Source organism: Streptomyces sp. NPDC030862 (assembly GCF_055571835.1).
The window spans coordinates 328,867-342,427 of sequence record NZ_JBVIEN010000004.1 but is presented as its reverse complement, the minus strand read 5'-3'; the positions used below and the strand labels follow the sequence as shown (position 1 = coordinate 342,427).

The following is a 13,561-nucleotide window of genomic DNA, read 5'->3' as shown; positions in this document are numbered from 1 at the left end:
ACGCAGAGTGGAACTGTTGCGACGTACGCGTCGGCGCTACTCCGGCGAGGAGGACCGCCCCCTGGGCGGCTACCTCGCGGCCATGGCGGGGTACGGGCTCTACGCGTCGGCGTGGGCCGCGGCCATCCGCCGGCGCGGTGCGCGGCCGCCGGTCCGGCCGGAGCCGTGGGACGTGGCGCTGACGGCGGTGGCGACGTTCCGGCTGAGCCGGCTCCTCACCAAGAGCTCCGTGACCAGCCCGATGCGGGCGGCCTTCACGACGTACGAAGGTCCGCAGGGGCCGGCCGAGCTGAGCGAGTCGCCCCGGGAGGGCGGCCACAAGGCGGCGGCGGAGCTGCTGACCTGCCCCTTCTGCATGAGCGTCTGGGTGTCGACCGCCCTCACCGCGAGCCAGGTCCTGTGGCCGCGCGGGGCGCGGACGGTGATGGCGGGCCTGGCGGCGACGGCGGGGGCGGACGCGTTGCAGCTGGCCTACTCACTGCTGACGGAGAAGGCCACGAAGAGCTGAGCAGCGCCGCCCCTTTCGCGGCGCCCCCGGTCAGTCCGTGCGGCGGCGCCGGACGCCGACCGCCGCGAGCACCGCTCCGGCGAGGGTCAGCACACCGGTGACCAGGACGGCCGTGTGGACGCCGTTCATGAAAGCCTGGCCGCTGCCCTCCACCACCGCGCTCCTCACCTGTCCGGCCATGCCGTCGGAGACCGGGGCGACGCCCATCGCCACCGCGTCCTTGGCCTCGCCGAGCCCCCGCGCCACGGGGGCCGGCACTCCGGCGCCGGTCAGCTCCCCGGTGAGGGTGGAGCCGACGCGGCCGCTGATGAGGGACACCAGGACCGAGGTGCCGAGGGCGCCGCCGATCTGCAGGGAGGTGGCCTGGAGGCCGCCCGCCACGCCGCCGTCCCTCACCGGCGCGTTGCCGACGATGGCGTCGGACGAGGCGGCCATCACCATGCCGACGCCCAGGCCGAGCGCGAGGAACGGCGGCCACATCACCGCGTACGAGGAGTGCACGCCCCAGGTGAGCATCCCGAACGACGCCGCGGCCTGCAGCAGCATCCCCAGCGGCATCGTGAACCGCGCGCCGAGGCGCTCGGTGAGTACGGCGCCCAGCGGCGAGGCGACCACGGAGGCGAGGCTCAGCGGCAGGGTGCGCACGCCCGCCTCGACCGGTGTGAAGCCCCGGACGTTCTGCAGGTACAGCATGACGAAGAAGATCACGCCCAGCAGCACGAAGAAGTTGAGCGCGGTGATGACGGTCCCGGTGGTCAGGGCCGGGTTGCGGAACAGGCGCATGGGCAGCAGCGGGTGCGCGACCCGCGTCTCGTACCAGCCGAAGAGCAGCAGGAGCAGCAGTCCGGCGCCGATCGCGGCCAGTGTGCCGCCGGACGTCCAGCCCCACGTCTCGCCCTTGACGACGCCGAAGACGACGGCGAGCAGCCCGGCGGCGAGCAGGACCACGCCCGGGAAGTCGAACTTCTCGTCCGCCGCGGCGGTGTTGCGGCTCTGCGGGAGGACGAAGGCGCTGAAGGCGAGCGCGGCGACGCCGATGGGGGCGTTGATGTAGAAGACGGACTCCCAGTTCACGTGCTGGACCAGCAGGCCGCCGACGATGGGCCCGAGCGCGGTCGACACGGACGAGACCATGGCCCAGATGCCCACCGCCATGCCGAACTTCTTCGGCGGGAAGACCGCGCGCAGCAGCCCCAGCGTGTTGGGCATCAGCAGGGCCCCGAAGAAGCCCTGGAGCGCCCGGAAGACGATGACGCCCTCGATGGAGCCGGCGAGGCCGATCGCCACCGAGGAGAGGGTGAAGCCGGCGACACCGACGAGGTAGTACGTACGCCGCCCGAAGCGGTCGCCCAGCTTGCCGCCGAGGATGAGGGCGGCCGCGAGCGCCAGCAGGTAGGAGTTGGTGACCCACTGGAGGTCGGCGGTGGAGGCGTGCAGGTCCCGGCCGATCTCCGGGTTGGCGATGGAGACGACGGAGCCGTCGAGGCCGACCATGAACAGGCCGAAGGCGACGGCGACGAGCGTCAGCCAGGGGTTGGCGCGGCGCCCGCGCGGTGGCGCGGTGTCCGCCGCCGGGGGGTGGGTGCCGGGCCGCATGGTGAGGTGGTCCACGGGGGTGGAGGGCATGGGGGTGCGTGTCCTTGAGGGGTGTGGGGTGTACGGATGCGGGGGCGGCTCCGCTGGCGGTGTGCAGCCCGGGCGACTGCGGCCCCGCCGCCGTGCGCGTGCGCGAGGCGATGCGTGCGAGGCGCCACGGGGGCCGCGCCCTCACGGGCCATGGCGGGGAAAGCCCCCGGCGCGACCACGTGAACGCGCATAGGCGCATAGGCAGACGTGAGAGCGCCCGCCTGCGGGAAGGCGCGAGGCGACGAGCGCGCGACGGGACGCGTCCGGGACGAGAGCCGGGACGGAAGCCGCGGTCAGCGCGTGGACGCGGGGTGCAGCCTGTGCGTCAGTGCCTGGAGCGCGCCCAGGGCCGAGCCCAGCGCGTCCAGTTCGCCGTCGGTGAGGGCCTCCAGCGCCTCGGTGACGTGCCGGGACTTCAGGTTCCGGACCTCCGCGAGGCGGCTCTTCGCCGTGTCCGTCGGGTAGAGGTGCGCGATCCGCTTGTCGGCGGTGTCCTGACGGCGTTCCAGGAGCCCCTGGTCGGTCAGCGCGGAGACGAGCGCGCTGACGTTGTTGGGCTTCATCAGCAGCGCCTCGGCGCACTCCCGCACCGTGGCGCCCTCGCGTTCGGCGACGAGCCGCAACAGCGCGAGCTGGGCCTCGGGGAGCCTCGGGAACGGGAGGTCCCGGGCGACGCGCCGGTCGAGGGCCCGGTTCAGCGCGGGCAGGCACGCCACGAGCACGGCGGCTACGCGGTCGGTCTGCGCGGTGGGCGCGCTGGTCTCGGGCACGCCTCCACCATAGCTATGGATACATACATACGTCAAAAGACCTAATGGCCGACGCCTCGGCGGGCGGGGGCCCGGTCAGCTGCCGGTGCGCCACTCGTGGCCGGGCAGGAAGCGCACGTCATACCGCTCGGGCACCGTGCCGAACCGGTGCGGCTCGGGAACGAACGGCTCCTTCGGGAGGGTGAGCTCCTCGGTCGGCGTGCCGAGGTTCTCGAAGAACCGCTCGAAGGTGCCGCCGGGGCCGGCCGCCACACCGACGACCCGGCTGTGGTGGCGCTCAATGCGGTAGGCGTGCGCGCAGTTCTTCGGCACGAAGCCGAAGTCGCCGGGCGTGAGCAGCCGTTCGTGCTGCTCGCCCTCCAGGTCCTCGACGAAGAGCCGCACCGCGCCGTCGGTGACGTAGAAGACCTCGTACGTGTCCGGGTGGGTGTGGGACGGGATGAGGTCGCCCTTGGGGCCCTCGACGGTGAAGAAGTTGAAGGTGTTCTCGGTCTGCTCGCCGCCCGCGTAGACGGTGACCAGGTCGCCGAAGAGGTGGGCGCGATCACCCATGCCCTTCTCGATGAAGTACGGCGTGCCCGGCTCGGGCGGGATGAGGGAGCGGGTGCGGTACGGGGTGGCGTACTCGATGGTCATGCGTTCCTCCGGTCGCCCTCTATTGTCAGGTCACCTGACATTAAAGACATGATCCGGCCGAAGGCAAAGGCGGGCCCCCTGGAGACCTAGACTCTCGCCCCGTATGGAGAAGAACGGACAGCCCAAGTCGCCCAACCTGCCGCAGCTGCTCGCCCAGGCGAAGTACTGGTTCGACACGGCCGTGTCCGCCGCCATGGAGGAGGCCGGGGAGAGGCCCGTCACCCTGGCCCAGCAGAACGTCTTCGCCCACCTGGCGCCCGACGGTACGACGATCTCGGACCTCTCCCGCCGCATGGGCGTCACCCGGCAGAGCGCGCACCAGGCCGTGCACGCGCTGATCGGCATGGGACTGCTCGCACAGGTCCCGGACCCGGCGTCCGCGCGCAGCCGCCTCATCGTGATGACGGACGAGGGACGGCGCGTGCACCTCCTCGCGCAGTCCATGATCGCCGGGCTGGAGGAGGAACTGGCCCGCCGCCTCGGCGGCGCCACCGTGGCCGCGCTGCGCGCCACCCTGGAACGCCCCTGGGGTCCTCCGGGGCCGGCTCCCCGGCCGGGGTGACGGCCAGCGTGACGGCCGGCGTGATGGGTGCTTACCCGGCCACCGCGTACGGCTGCTCCAGCACCGCCGCGACGCCCCGCGCCAGGCACGGGATGCGGTGGGCCGGGATACCGGCGATGTTGATCCGGCCGGAGGTGGTGCCGTAGATGGCGAACTGGTCCCGCAGGCGGCGCATCTGGTCGGGCCCGAGCGGCAGCGTCGAGAACATGCCCTTCTGCCGGGCCAGGGCCCGCGCCTCGTCCTCCCGGCCCAGGGCCCCGAGGTGGGCGGTCAGGTCGGCGCGGTTGGCGGTGATGCGGCCGCGCATGACGTCGAGCTCCGCCCGCCAGGCGGCGCGCAGGCCGTCGTCCTCCAGGATGGTGGTGACGACGGCGGCGCCGTGCTCCGGCGGCATCGAGTACAGCGTCCGGGCGGCGTTCTGCAGGGCGGTCTCGACGTGCCGCAGCGCGGTGCGGGAGGGGCCGAGGACGACGGCGCAGCCGGTGCGGTCGCTGTAGAGACCGAAGTTCTTGGAGCAGCTGACGGCGATCAGCATCTCGGGCACCCGCGCCGCCAGCATCCGCGTGGCCCACAGGTCGGCCTCCAGGCCGTCTCCGAGGCCGTGGTACGCCAGGTCGACGAAGGGCATCCAGCCGTTGCGGCAGGCCAGGTCGGCCAGCGCCTCCCAGGTCTCGGGGGACGGGTCCGCGCCGGTGGGGTTGTGGCAGCAGCCCTGGAGCAGCACGACGTCGTCGCGGCGCACGGCGCGCAGGTCGTCCAGCATGTCCGGCCAGGCGTACGTCCGTACGGTCAGGCCGGCGGCCTCCAGGATGGGCCGGTGGTTGACGTAGGCGGGGTCGCTGATCCACACGGTGGTGCCGGGACGGGTGAGGCGTATCAGGTCGGCCAGCAGGCGCAGCGCGCCCGTGCCGGCGACGGTCTGCACGGCGGTGGCCCGGTCGGCCGGCCCGTCGGCGCCGTCGGCCCCGCCGAGAACCATGGTCAGCATGGCGCGGTTGAAGGCCGTGTTGCCGGACAGGCCCCGGTACTCCTTGGAGGCGGACCGCTCCGCCAGGCGTATCTCGGCCTCGCGGACGGCGCCCATCACGGGGGTGGCGCCGGTGTGGTCGCGGTAGACGCCGAGGACGAGGTTCAGCCGCTCGGGGCGCGGGTCGGCGGCGAACGCGGCGGCCAGGTCCCACAGGGGGTCGGCGGGCGGGGCGGGGAGCAGCTCAAGCATCGGTGGGGACCTCGGGTCGGGTGGTGCGGGTGCTGGTACGGGTGCCGGTGCCGGTGCGGCGGCGGTTGGCGAGGACGACGCCCGCGGTGATCAGGGGTACGCCGACGAGCACGGGCAGCGTCGGCGTCTCGTGGAGCAGCGGGATGGCGAGGAGGACGACGGCGACGGGGCTGAGGCTGCCGACGACGGAGGCGCGCTCCGGGCCGAGCCTGCGGATGGCGAACGCGTACAGCAGGCCCGCGCACAGCCCGACGCCGAGGCCCTGCACCACCAGGAACAGCGCGATGTCGCCGGCGGCGGCGTCGGCGAGGCCGGTCGGGAGCACGCCGGTCAGGGCGAGGAGCGCGATCACGGCGAAGGACGGCAGGCACAGCAGGCCGATCGACCCGACGGGGTCGAGGTCGACCTCGCGCAGGCCCACGGTGTACAGCGCCCACAGCCCGCTGGCGACCAGCAGCGTGCCGGCGCCGGCCAGGACGCCGGGGTCGACCGGGACGAGGTGGCGCCACACCAGGGCGACGACGCCGACCGCGATGAGGACCAGCCCGGCGGCCTGCGTACCGCGCGGCACGCCCCGGCCGCCCGCGACCATGAGCGCCGAGACGAAGAGCGGCACCATGCCGGGGATGATCGACCCGACGAACGCGGCGGAGGTCAGGGAGCCGCCGTGCATGGCGGCCAGGAAGAACGGCACCCCGGCCCCGCACACGATCTTCACGGCGGGCCCGGGCCGCACCGCCCGCAGGGCGTGCCGCCGCCGCCACAGCGCGGGCGCCAGCACCAGCAGCGGCACGCCGAACCGCAACAGCGCGGCGTCGGCCGGCAGGAGGGTCGAGGCGCTCAGGGCGCGGGCGCTGAGCGCGAAGGCGGCCCAGATGCCCACGGTGAGGAGGAGCGCGAGCATGCCGAGCGCGTCGGGGGACGCGGCACGGGACGCCCACGCGCGCGGACCGGGCGCGGTCGCCACAGCGCGCGGACCGGGCGCGGTCGCCACAGCGCGCGGGGCGGGTGCGGTCGCCGCGTCGGGGGCCGGCGCATGCGGTGCGTCGGAGGCCGGCGCGTGCGGTGCGAGGCCGGGCGCCGGGGGCATCGCGGCGGTGGCGTGCGCGACCGGGCCGCGCGGCGCACGGGGCTCCCGGCGCGCGCCTCCGGGCGGGGAGTCCGGCGCGCCCGCGTGCGGTGCCCGCGAGGCGGGACTCACCGGGGCGGTGCCTGCGCGGGCGGGCCCGGCGTCCGCGCGCGGCGCGCGGGGCGGGGCCGCCGCGACGGGGGCCGTGCCGCTCGTGTTCGTCGGCGTCACGCGTTCCTCCAGCAGGCTTGCTCCGATCCGGCGATGAGCAACATTAGGTCCTGAGCCGGGGCAGCCGATTGCTACTTCCGCCCCGTACGACGACCATGGGGGCAGAATCTGCCAAAGAACGCGGAAGAACGCCCGAACAGCGAGGAATCATGGACGCCGTCGACCTGCACATCATCCGGGAGCTCCAAGCGGACGGGCGGCTGTCCAACCAGGACCTCGCCGACCGGGTCCGGCTCTCCCCCTCCCCCTGCCTGCGGCGCGTGCGCCGCCTGGAGGACTCCGGGCTCATCAGCGGCTACACCGCCATGGTCGACCAGGTGGCCTTCGGGCTGCCGATCACCGTGTTCGTCCGGGTCCGGCTGGAGCGCCACACCGCCGAGGCCGTCAACGCCTTCGAGGAGCACGTCGGGCTCATCGAGCACATCCAGGACTGCTACCTCATGGCGGGCAGCAGCGACTACCTGCTGCGCGTCGTCATCGAGAGCCTGGAGGCGTACGAGGTGCTCGTCCGCACGCGGATCCACGCCATCCCCGGTATCGCGTCGATCGAGTCGAGCTTCGCCTTCGGCAGCGTCAAGCAGTCCCGGGTCTATCCGCGCCCGTCCCACCCGTCCCACCCGTCCCCCTCCGCCCGCGGCTGACGCATCATCGGAGGTATGAGGCTTTCGTTCCTGGAGCCCCTCTACGCCGAGCGGGGCCCCTTCACCTCGGTGTACCTGGACACCTCGCGGGACGTCGACGACCCCGAGCGGGCGATCGCGCTGCGCTGGCGGCGGCTGCGCGAGCGGCTGGCCCGGCAGGGCGCGGACCAGGAGTCCCTCGCGGCCGTGGAGGAGGTGGTGGGCGCGGACGCGGAGGTGCCCGGGCTGCACGGGCAGGCGATCTTCACCGCGCACGGCTCGCTCGTCCTGGACGACGAGCTGCCGAGCCCGCCGGCGTACGACGTCGCGCGGTACGGGCTGCTGCCGGACGCCATGCCGCTGGTGACGCAGCACGTCCCGGAGATCCCGTACCTCGCCGTGGTGGTGCACTACCGGGGGCTGCCGACCGCCGACGCGCAGGGGAACGTGACGGTGGCCGCCGAGGCCGGGAGGTGGCCCGCCTCGCGCGTCGCCCCGGGCGAGCGGCTGCGGCGGCGGGTACCGGTGGCCGAGTGGCACGCCGCCGCGGTGCGGCTGGGCCGCGAGCTCGGCGCCCGGGTGGGCCGCGGCGGGGCCGACGCGGTCGTGGTCGGCGGTGACGAGTGGGCGGGCAACGTCCTGATCCGCCGCCTGCCGCGCGAGCTGCGCGACCGGGTCGTACGGGTCGGCGGGCCCACTCCGGCGGACACGGCCCGGGCGTTGCTGGAGCCGCAGGTGGCGAGCGTCCTGCGCGGGCGCATGGCCGCGCACGACCGGTCGCTGGTCGGGACGTTCCTCGCCCGGCGGGGGCGCGGCGGAGCCACGACGGCCGAGGGCCTCGCCGACACGGTCGCCGCGCTCCAGCGGGGCCAGGTCACGGCGCTGCTGCTGCACCCGCCGGGCCCGTGGCAGCCGCAGGACCTGCTGTGGATCGGCCCGGGGCCCGCGCAGCTGGCGCTCTCCGAGGAGGAGCTGCTCTCCTTCGGTGTCCGGTCGCCGCGCCGCGAACCGGCCGACGAGGCGCTGGTGCGGGCGGTGGTGGGCACGGGCGCCGAGCTCGTCGTCGTACCGGCGGGCGAGGTGCGGCTGCGCGACGGTGTGGGAGCGCTGCTGCGGTACGCCGACGCGGCCACGCCGGGGGCCGGGCGTCAGCGCTGATAGGTGCCCATGAGGGCGCCGCTCGCGAGCTCGCGGCCGGCGAGCGCCCGGTGCACGGTGTCGGCCGAGGGGGTGTCGTCGAGCGGGAGCGGCTCGGAGACGGCCCACAGGCGGAAGAAGTAGCGGTGGCGGCCGTGGCCCGGCGGCGGGAGGGGGCCGCCCCAGCCGGTGCGGCCGAAGTCGTTGGGCCACTCCCGGCCGCCGGCGGGAGCCTCGCCCTCCTCGACGCCGGTGCTGCCGGGGTCGATGCCGGTGACCAGCCAGTGCAGGAACGTGCCGTTCGGGGCGTCGGGGTCCTCGCAGGCCAGCACCAGTTCCGCGGTGCCGTCCGGCGGGGCCGACCACGTCAGGGGCGGGGAGATGTCCTCCCCCTCACCCGTGTAGCGGCGGGGGATCGCCTGGTGGTCGCCGAACGCCGCGCTGCTGAGGTCAATACCGGTCATGGGCGCGGCTTTACCCGCTCCCGGCCCCGCGCTACCGGTCCCGGCCCGCCGAGTACCCGATCAGCGGCGGCGGCGCAGGACGCAGCGCGCCGGGCCGGTCGCGCGCAGCGTGATGCCCGCGCTGACCGGCACCGTGCGGTCGACGGCGGTGAGCTCGTACTCCTGGAGGACCATCGCCAGCGCGAGCACCGACTCCAGCATGGAGAAGTGCTGGCCGATGCAGGCGCGGGGGCCGCCGCCGAAGGGGAACCAGGCGTAGCGCGGCCGCTCCTTCTCGCGTTCGGGGGTGAAGCGCTCGGGGTCGAAGCGCTCCGGCTCCTCCCAGTAGCGCGGGTGGCGGTGGGTCACCCAGGGGGCGACGATCACATCGGCGCCGGCCGGGATGGTGTGGCCGTCGATCTCGGTGGCCTCGACGGCGCGGCGGCCGATGACCGGGCCCGCCGGGTACAGGCGCATGGCCTCCTTGAGGACCATGGTCAGGTACGGCAGCGCGTCGAGGTCCGCGGCCGTGGGCGTACGCCCGTCCAGTACGCGCGCGGCCTCGGTGCGGGCCCGCGCCTGCTCCTCGGGGTGGAGCGCCAGCAGGTGCAGGGCGAAGCCGAGGGAGGTCGCGGTCGTCTCGTGGCCCGCGAGCAGGAAGACCAGCACCTGGTCGCGGATCTCGGCGGCTTCGAGGCCGTCGTCCTCGGTGGTTCCGGCGTGCGTGAGCAGGGTCAGCAGGTCCTCGCCGTCGGCTTCGGCGCCCTGGGCGCGGCGTTCCTGGATGATGCGGTCGCACACCGCGTACAGCTCATTCGCCGCGGCGGCGGCGCGGCGGTTTGCGGGCGTCGGCCAGTCGCGCGGGAGGGTCAGGGGCGAGTAGGCGCGCCGCAGGACGTACTCGCCGATGACCGGGAAGGAGCGCTCCACGACGTCGACGGCCGCGTCGACGTCGACACCGAAGAGGATGCGGGCGACGGCGCGCAGCGTCAGCCGCGTCATCTCGTCGAGGAGGTCCACGGTGGGGCCGGTCGCGGCGTCGGGCGCGGCGTTCCAGCGGCGGAGCATGGCCGACGTCTCGTCGGTGAGCGCCGACGCGTAGCCGTCGACGCGGCGGCGGGTGAAGAGCGGCTGGACGAGCCGCCGCTGCCGCAGGTAGTCGGCGTCCTGGCTGGTCAGCAGGCCGTTGCCGAAGGTCTCGCGGACTTCCTGGTAGAAGGTGTTGTCCTTGCGGAAGTTGGCCGCCTCCGTCGCGAGCACCCGCTGGGCGCCCTCCGCCGAGAAGACCGCGTACAGCTGGGCCCGCAGCCCGGGCGGGCCGGCCGTGATGCGCACGACGTCCCCGTACGTGCGGTGGGCCCGCAGGTAGGTGGCGAGTGAGTCGTTCTTGAGGTCCAGCAGGGACCCGAGGAGCGGCAGGCCCGCCGGGCCGGGAAGGGGCGTCTCGGTGGTCGCCATGCGTGTCTCCGCTCTCCGCTGTCCTCGTGGCCGCTGTCCTCGTGGCCGCTGTCCTCGTGGCCGCTGTCCTCGGGGCGTCCGCCTCGCGGCCGCCGTCCTGCGGTCGTTGCTGTCCGCCGTGCGCGATTCTGCCCGGGTGGGCGGGCGTGCACGCGGACCGCCGCGGCCCGTTTCCGGCCTACTTTTGGTCTGGACCTGCTTATTGCCCGGGGGTGGCGGCGACGGCCAAGCTGCCCTCATGGAATGGGAGTTGCGCCACCTGAAGACGATCCGGGCCATCGCCGACGCGGGCAGTCTCACCAGGGCCGCCACGGAGCTGGGACTCGCCCAGCCCGCGCTCAGCGCGCAGCTGCGCAGGATCGAACGGTCCCTGGGGGGCGCGCTGTTCGAGCGTGGGCGCAGCGGGGTGCGGGCCACGGCGCTCGGTGAGCTCGTGCTGGAGCGGGCCCGGGTCGTCCTGCCCGCGGTGTGCGCGCTCCAGCAGGAGGCCGTGCGGTTCGCCCGCAACCGTGAGCCCGGGCCTGCGCGGGGGCCCGCCTTCCGGCTCGGCGGGACCCACGGGCCGCTGCTGGGCGGCCTGGTGGACCGGTTGGCCGCCGCCGAGCCGGGCGCGTCGTGACGACCCACACCTCCTGGTCCGAGCGTGAGATCGCCACGGCGGTGGCCGAGGGGCGCCTGGACTACGCGCTGGTCGGCGCCTGCGGCGAGAGCGCTCCGCCCGAACCCGCGGCGGGGCGGCTCGCGTGGGCGGAGGTGGCGCGCGATCCGGTCTTCGTGATGCTGGCCGCCGGTCATCCGCTCGCGGCGCGGCCCGAGATCGAGCTGGCGGAGCTGGCCGCGGAGGCGTGGACGGACGTGCCGGGCGACGGCTGCTTCGGCGACTGCTTCGCGGCCGCCTGCGTCCGCGCGGGCTTCACCCCGGCGTGCGTGTACGAGACGGACCTCGCGTCCTGCGTGCACCTGGTGGAGGTGGGGCGGGCGGTGGGGCTGTGCCGCGCCACGTTCCCGGCCACGCCCGGGATGGTGACGCGGCCGCTCACCGGTGCGCCGCTGGTCTGGCGGCACCTGCTGGGCTGGCACCCCGAGGCCCCGGCGGCGGCGTGGGCCCCGGACGTGGTCGCCCATGTGCGCGCCGCGCACCGGGGCGCGGTGGCGCGCAGCCCGGGCTACACGCGCTGGCTGGCGTCCCGGCGTACCGCCGCCGTCCATAACGCGAGGGAGAGGGTCAACTGACATCTCCCCCGCGGCTCTTCGCCCTTCCTGCCGTTTCGGCAACCTTCACCGAACCGACCGGAAGGGCACTCCCCCATGTCGCACAGAAACGGCGCAGCGGTGTGTGCCGTCGCGGCGGCCGCCGCGGGCGCGCTGCTCCTGGCCACGCCGCAGGCCAGGGCGGGCCCCGCCGCCCCCTTCTCGGCGGGGCCCCGCACCGCCGTCGACACCCTCGCCGTCTCCGCCGCCCCGGCCGAGCTGCTGGGCGCCATGCAGCGGGACCTGAACCTCACCCGCGCCCAGGCCGCGCGGCGGCTCGTCAACGAGGCGGAGGCGGGCGCGGCCGCGGCCCGGCTCCAGCAGCGGCTGGCGGGCGTGTACGCCGGGGCCTGGGTGGACGGCGCCGAGGCCGGCACGCTCACCGTGGCCACCACGCGGGCCGCCGACGCCGCCGCGATCACGGCGGCCGGGGTGCGGGCCCGTGTCGTCCCGCACACCCTGGCCGAGCTGGACCGCACCAAGGCGGCCCTGGACCGCGCGGCCCTGCGCAACAGCACCGCCGACGCGCCCGTCTGGTACGTCGACGTCCGCGCCAACTCCGTGGTGATACGCGCCGTCGAGGCGTCGGCGGCCGAGTCGCTGATCCGCGCGAGCGGCGCCGACCGGACGCGCGTACGGGTCGTGGCGAGCGCCGAACGGCCGCGCCCGCTCTACGACATCAGGGGCGGCGACGCGTACTACATGGGCGGCGGCGGTCGTTGCTCCGTCGGCTTCGCCGTCACCCGCGGCACCCAGCAGGGGTTCGCGACCGCCGGACACTGCGGCCGGGTGGGCGCCAGCACCAGCGGCTTCAACCAGGTGGCGCAGGGCACCTTCCAGGGGTCCACCTTCCCGGGCCGGGACATGGCGTGGGTGGCGGCGAACGGCAGTTGGACCTCGACCCCGTACGTCAAGGGCGCCGGCGGCCAGAACGTCCAGGTGGCCGGCTCCGTGCAGCAGCCGGTCGGCGCCTCGATCTGCCGGTCGGGCTCCACCACCGGCTGGCACTGCGGCACCATCCAGCAGCACAACACCAGCGTCACCTACCCCGAGGGCACCATCACCGGCGTGACCCGCACGTCCGTGTGCGCCGAGCCGGGCGACTCGGGCGGCTCGTACCTCTCGGGCAGCCAGGCGCAGGGGGTCACCTCCGGCGGCTCGGGCGACTGCCGCAACGGCGGGACGACGTACCACCAGCCGATCACCCCGCTGCTCCAGACGTACGGGCTGGCGCTGAAGACGACGACGGGCCCCGGCGACCCGGGGGACCCCGGTGACCCCGGTGACCCGGGCGAGCCCGGTGGCACATGGGTGGCCGGCACGGTCTACGCGGCCGGTGCCCAGGTGACCTACGGCGGCGCCGCCTACCGCTGCCTCCAGGGGCACCAGGCGCAGCCGGGCTGGGAGCCGCCGAACGTGCCGGCGCTCTGGCAGCGCGTCTGAGCAGGGGCCCCGGGGCGCCGCCGGTTCACGCCGGGGGCGCTCCGGACCGCGTACGGGATAATGCCGGGCATGCGCATTTCAGCCAGGGCCGACTACGCGGTGCGTGCCGCGCTCCAGCTCGCCGCCGCGCAGGACACCGGGCCGGTCAAGGCTGAGGCGATCGCCGCGTCGCAGGGCGTGTCCCACAAGTTCCTGGAGTCCATCCTCAACGACCTGCGCCGCGGGGGGCTCGTGCACAGTCGGCGCGGCGGGAACGGCGGCTACTGGCTGGCGCGGCCCGCCGCGTCGATCAGCGTCGCCGACGTCATACGGGTCGCGGACGGGCCGCTCGTGTCGGTGCGCGGGGTGCGGCCGCCGGAGTTGTCGTACTCGGGCGCGGCGGAGTCGCTGCTGCCGCTGTGGGTCGCGCTGCGGGCGCACGTGCGGCAGATCCTGGAGGGCGTGAGCCTGGCCGACGTCGCCTCGGCCAGGCTGCCGGCCGAGGTGTCGGCACTGACCGAGGACCCGGCCGCCTGGACGAACCCCTGATCCTCCCGGCGCTTGCCGGTCTCACCTAATGGGCCGGGAGTGTCCACGCCTCGAACTGCC

Annotated in this window: 13 protein-coding genes and 1 pseudogene; 7 read left to right on the top strand and 7 right to left on the bottom strand. The window is 74.9% G+C overall.

The features are described from left to right. The first annotated feature begins 7 nt into the window (after positions 1–7). Complete coding sequence (locus tag ACZ42X_RS13350) at positions 8–508, top strand: DUF1360 domain-containing protein (RefSeq protein WP_468288199.1); 501 nt, start codon at positions 8–10, stop codon at positions 506–508. Between the two features lie 30 nt (positions 509–538). Here the strand turns inward: ACZ42X_RS13350 and ACZ42X_RS13345 are convergent, their stop codons facing one another. The 3 genes from ACZ42X_RS13345 to ACZ42X_RS13335 form a co-directional block, all read right to left on the bottom strand. Beyond that, positions 539–2,134 carry an MFS transporter gene (locus tag ACZ42X_RS13345; RefSeq protein WP_468288197.1) on the bottom strand — a complete coding sequence of 532 codons (1,596 nt, stop codon included), beginning with the start codon at positions 2,132–2,134 and terminating at the stop codon, positions 539–541. A 293-nt stretch (positions 2,135–2,427) separates the two neighbouring features. Continuing rightward, positions 2,428–2,904 carry a MarR family winged helix-turn-helix transcriptional regulator gene (locus tag ACZ42X_RS13340; RefSeq protein ID WP_468288194.1) on the bottom strand — a complete coding sequence of 159 codons (477 nt, stop codon included), beginning with the start codon at positions 2,902–2,904 and terminating at the stop codon, positions 2,428–2,430. A 75-nt stretch (positions 2,905–2,979) separates the two neighbouring features. Beyond that, the gene (locus ACZ42X_RS13335; RefSeq protein WP_468288191.1) at positions 2,980–3,540 is read right to left on the bottom strand and encodes a quercetin 2,3-dioxygenase; all 561 of its coding nucleotides are present in this window, start codon (positions 3,538–3,540) and stop codon (positions 2,980–2,982) included. 103 nt (positions 3,541–3,643) lie between these two features. Between ACZ42X_RS13335 and ACZ42X_RS13330 the strand changes: the two genes are divergently transcribed. Continuing rightward, a complete protein-coding gene (locus tag ACZ42X_RS13330; RefSeq protein ID WP_468288188.1) occupies positions 3,644–4,102 on the top strand; it encodes a MarR family winged helix-turn-helix transcriptional regulator in 459 nt (152 codons plus the stop codon). 31 nt (positions 4,103–4,133) lie between these two features. Here the strand turns inward: ACZ42X_RS13330 and ACZ42X_RS13325 are convergent, their stop codons facing one another. After that, positions 4,134–5,321, bottom strand: coding sequence for an amino acid aminotransferase (locus ACZ42X_RS13325; RefSeq protein ID WP_468288185.1), 1,188 nt, complete (start codon positions 5,319–5,321; stop codon positions 4,134–4,136). Beyond that, positions 5,314–6,621, bottom strand: coding sequence for a DMT family transporter (locus tag ACZ42X_RS13320; protein ID WP_468288182.1), 1,308 nt, complete (start codon positions 6,619–6,621; stop codon positions 5,314–5,316). The genes ACZ42X_RS13325 and ACZ42X_RS13320 overlap by 8 nt, the downstream gene beginning before the upstream one ends. Before the next feature lie 149 nt (positions 6,622–6,770). Here ACZ42X_RS13320 and ACZ42X_RS13315 point away from each other — a divergent pair, with 149 nt between their 5' ends. After that, positions 6,771–7,262 (top strand): Lrp/AsnC family transcriptional regulator, encoded by a 492-nt coding sequence (locus tag ACZ42X_RS13315; RefSeq protein ID WP_468288179.1) that lies wholly within the window; start codon positions 6,771–6,773, stop codon positions 7,260–7,262. 15 nt (positions 7,263–7,277) lie between these two features. Then, entirely contained in the window at positions 7,278–8,399 is a 1,122-nt protein-coding gene (locus ACZ42X_RS13310) for a baeRF2 domain-containing protein (protein WP_468288176.1), read from the top strand. Here ACZ42X_RS13310 and ACZ42X_RS13305 read toward each other — a convergent pair. Together ACZ42X_RS13305 and ACZ42X_RS13300 are read right to left on the bottom strand one after the other, a co-directional pair. Further along, positions 8,390–8,842, bottom strand: a complete 453-nt coding sequence (locus tag ACZ42X_RS13305; RefSeq protein ID WP_468288173.1) for a YbhB/YbcL family Raf kinase inhibitor-like protein — start codon at positions 8,840–8,842, stop codon at positions 8,390–8,392. The two genes, ACZ42X_RS13310 and ACZ42X_RS13305, sit on opposite strands and share 10 nt — an antisense overlap. A gap of 60 nt (positions 8,843–8,902) precedes the next feature. Then, positions 8,903–10,279, bottom strand: coding sequence for a cytochrome P450 (locus ACZ42X_RS13300; protein ID WP_468288170.1), 1,377 nt, complete (start codon positions 10,277–10,279; stop codon positions 8,903–8,905). 238 nt (positions 10,280–10,517) lie between these two features. On the opposite strand from ACZ42X_RS13300, the pseudogene ACZ42X_RS13295 reads away from it, so the two are divergent. From ACZ42X_RS13295 to ACZ42X_RS13285, 3 genes and pseudogenes are all read left to right on the top strand, one after another. Further along, positions 10,518–11,512: pseudogene (locus tag ACZ42X_RS13295) on the top strand (LysR family transcriptional regulator). A gap of 75 nt (positions 11,513–11,587) precedes the next feature. After that, the gene (locus tag ACZ42X_RS13290) at positions 11,588–12,973 is read left to right on the top strand and encodes a carbohydrate-binding protein (RefSeq protein WP_468288167.1); all 1,386 of its coding nucleotides are present in this window, start codon (positions 11,588–11,590) and stop codon (positions 12,971–12,973) included. Between the two features lie 69 nt (positions 12,974–13,042). After that, on the top strand, positions 13,043–13,501 hold the full coding sequence (locus ACZ42X_RS13285) for an RrF2 family transcriptional regulator (RefSeq protein ID WP_361429583.1): 459 nt from the start codon (positions 13,043–13,045) through the stop codon (positions 13,499–13,501). The last annotated feature ends 60 nt before the right edge of the window (positions 13,502–13,561 follow it).

What these genes read in the sequence shown, in the direction of transcription:
- ACZ42X_RS13345 (WP_468288197.1), bottom strand. Translation starts at nt 2,134, where the DNA reads ATGCCCTCCACCCCCGTGGACCACCTCACCATGCGGCCCGGCACCCAC.
- ACZ42X_RS13335 (WP_468288191.1), bottom strand. Translation starts at nt 3,540, where the DNA reads ATGACCATCGAGTACGCCACCCCGTACCGCACCCGCTCCCTCATCCCG.
- ACZ42X_RS13330 (WP_468288188.1), top strand. Translation starts at nt 3,644, where the DNA reads ATGGAGAAGAACGGACAGCCCAAGTCGCCCAACCTGCCGCAGCTGCTC.
- ACZ42X_RS13325 (WP_468288185.1), bottom strand. Translation starts at nt 5,321, where the DNA reads ATGCTTGAGCTGCTCCCCGCCCCGCCCGCCGACCCCCTGTGGGACCTG.
- ACZ42X_RS13315 (WP_468288179.1), top strand. Translation starts at nt 6,771, where the DNA reads ATGGACGCCGTCGACCTGCACATCATCCGGGAGCTCCAAGCGGACGGG.
- ACZ42X_RS13310 (WP_468288176.1), top strand. Translation starts at nt 7,278, where the DNA reads ATGAGGCTTTCGTTCCTGGAGCCCCTCTACGCCGAGCGGGGCCCCTTC.
- ACZ42X_RS13305 (WP_468288173.1), bottom strand. Translation starts at nt 8,842, where the DNA reads ATGACCGGTATTGACCTCAGCAGCGCGGCGTTCGGCGACCACCAGGCG.
- ACZ42X_RS13300 (WP_468288170.1), bottom strand. Translation starts at nt 10,279, where the DNA reads ATGGCGACCACCGAGACGCCCCTTCCCGGCCCGGCGGGCCTGCCGCTC.
- ACZ42X_RS13290 (WP_468288167.1), top strand. Translation starts at nt 11,588, where the DNA reads ATGTCGCACAGAAACGGCGCAGCGGTGTGTGCCGTCGCGGCGGCCGCC.
- ACZ42X_RS13285 (WP_361429583.1), top strand. Translation starts at nt 13,043, where the DNA reads ATGCGCATTTCAGCCAGGGCCGACTACGCGGTGCGTGCCGCGCTCCAG.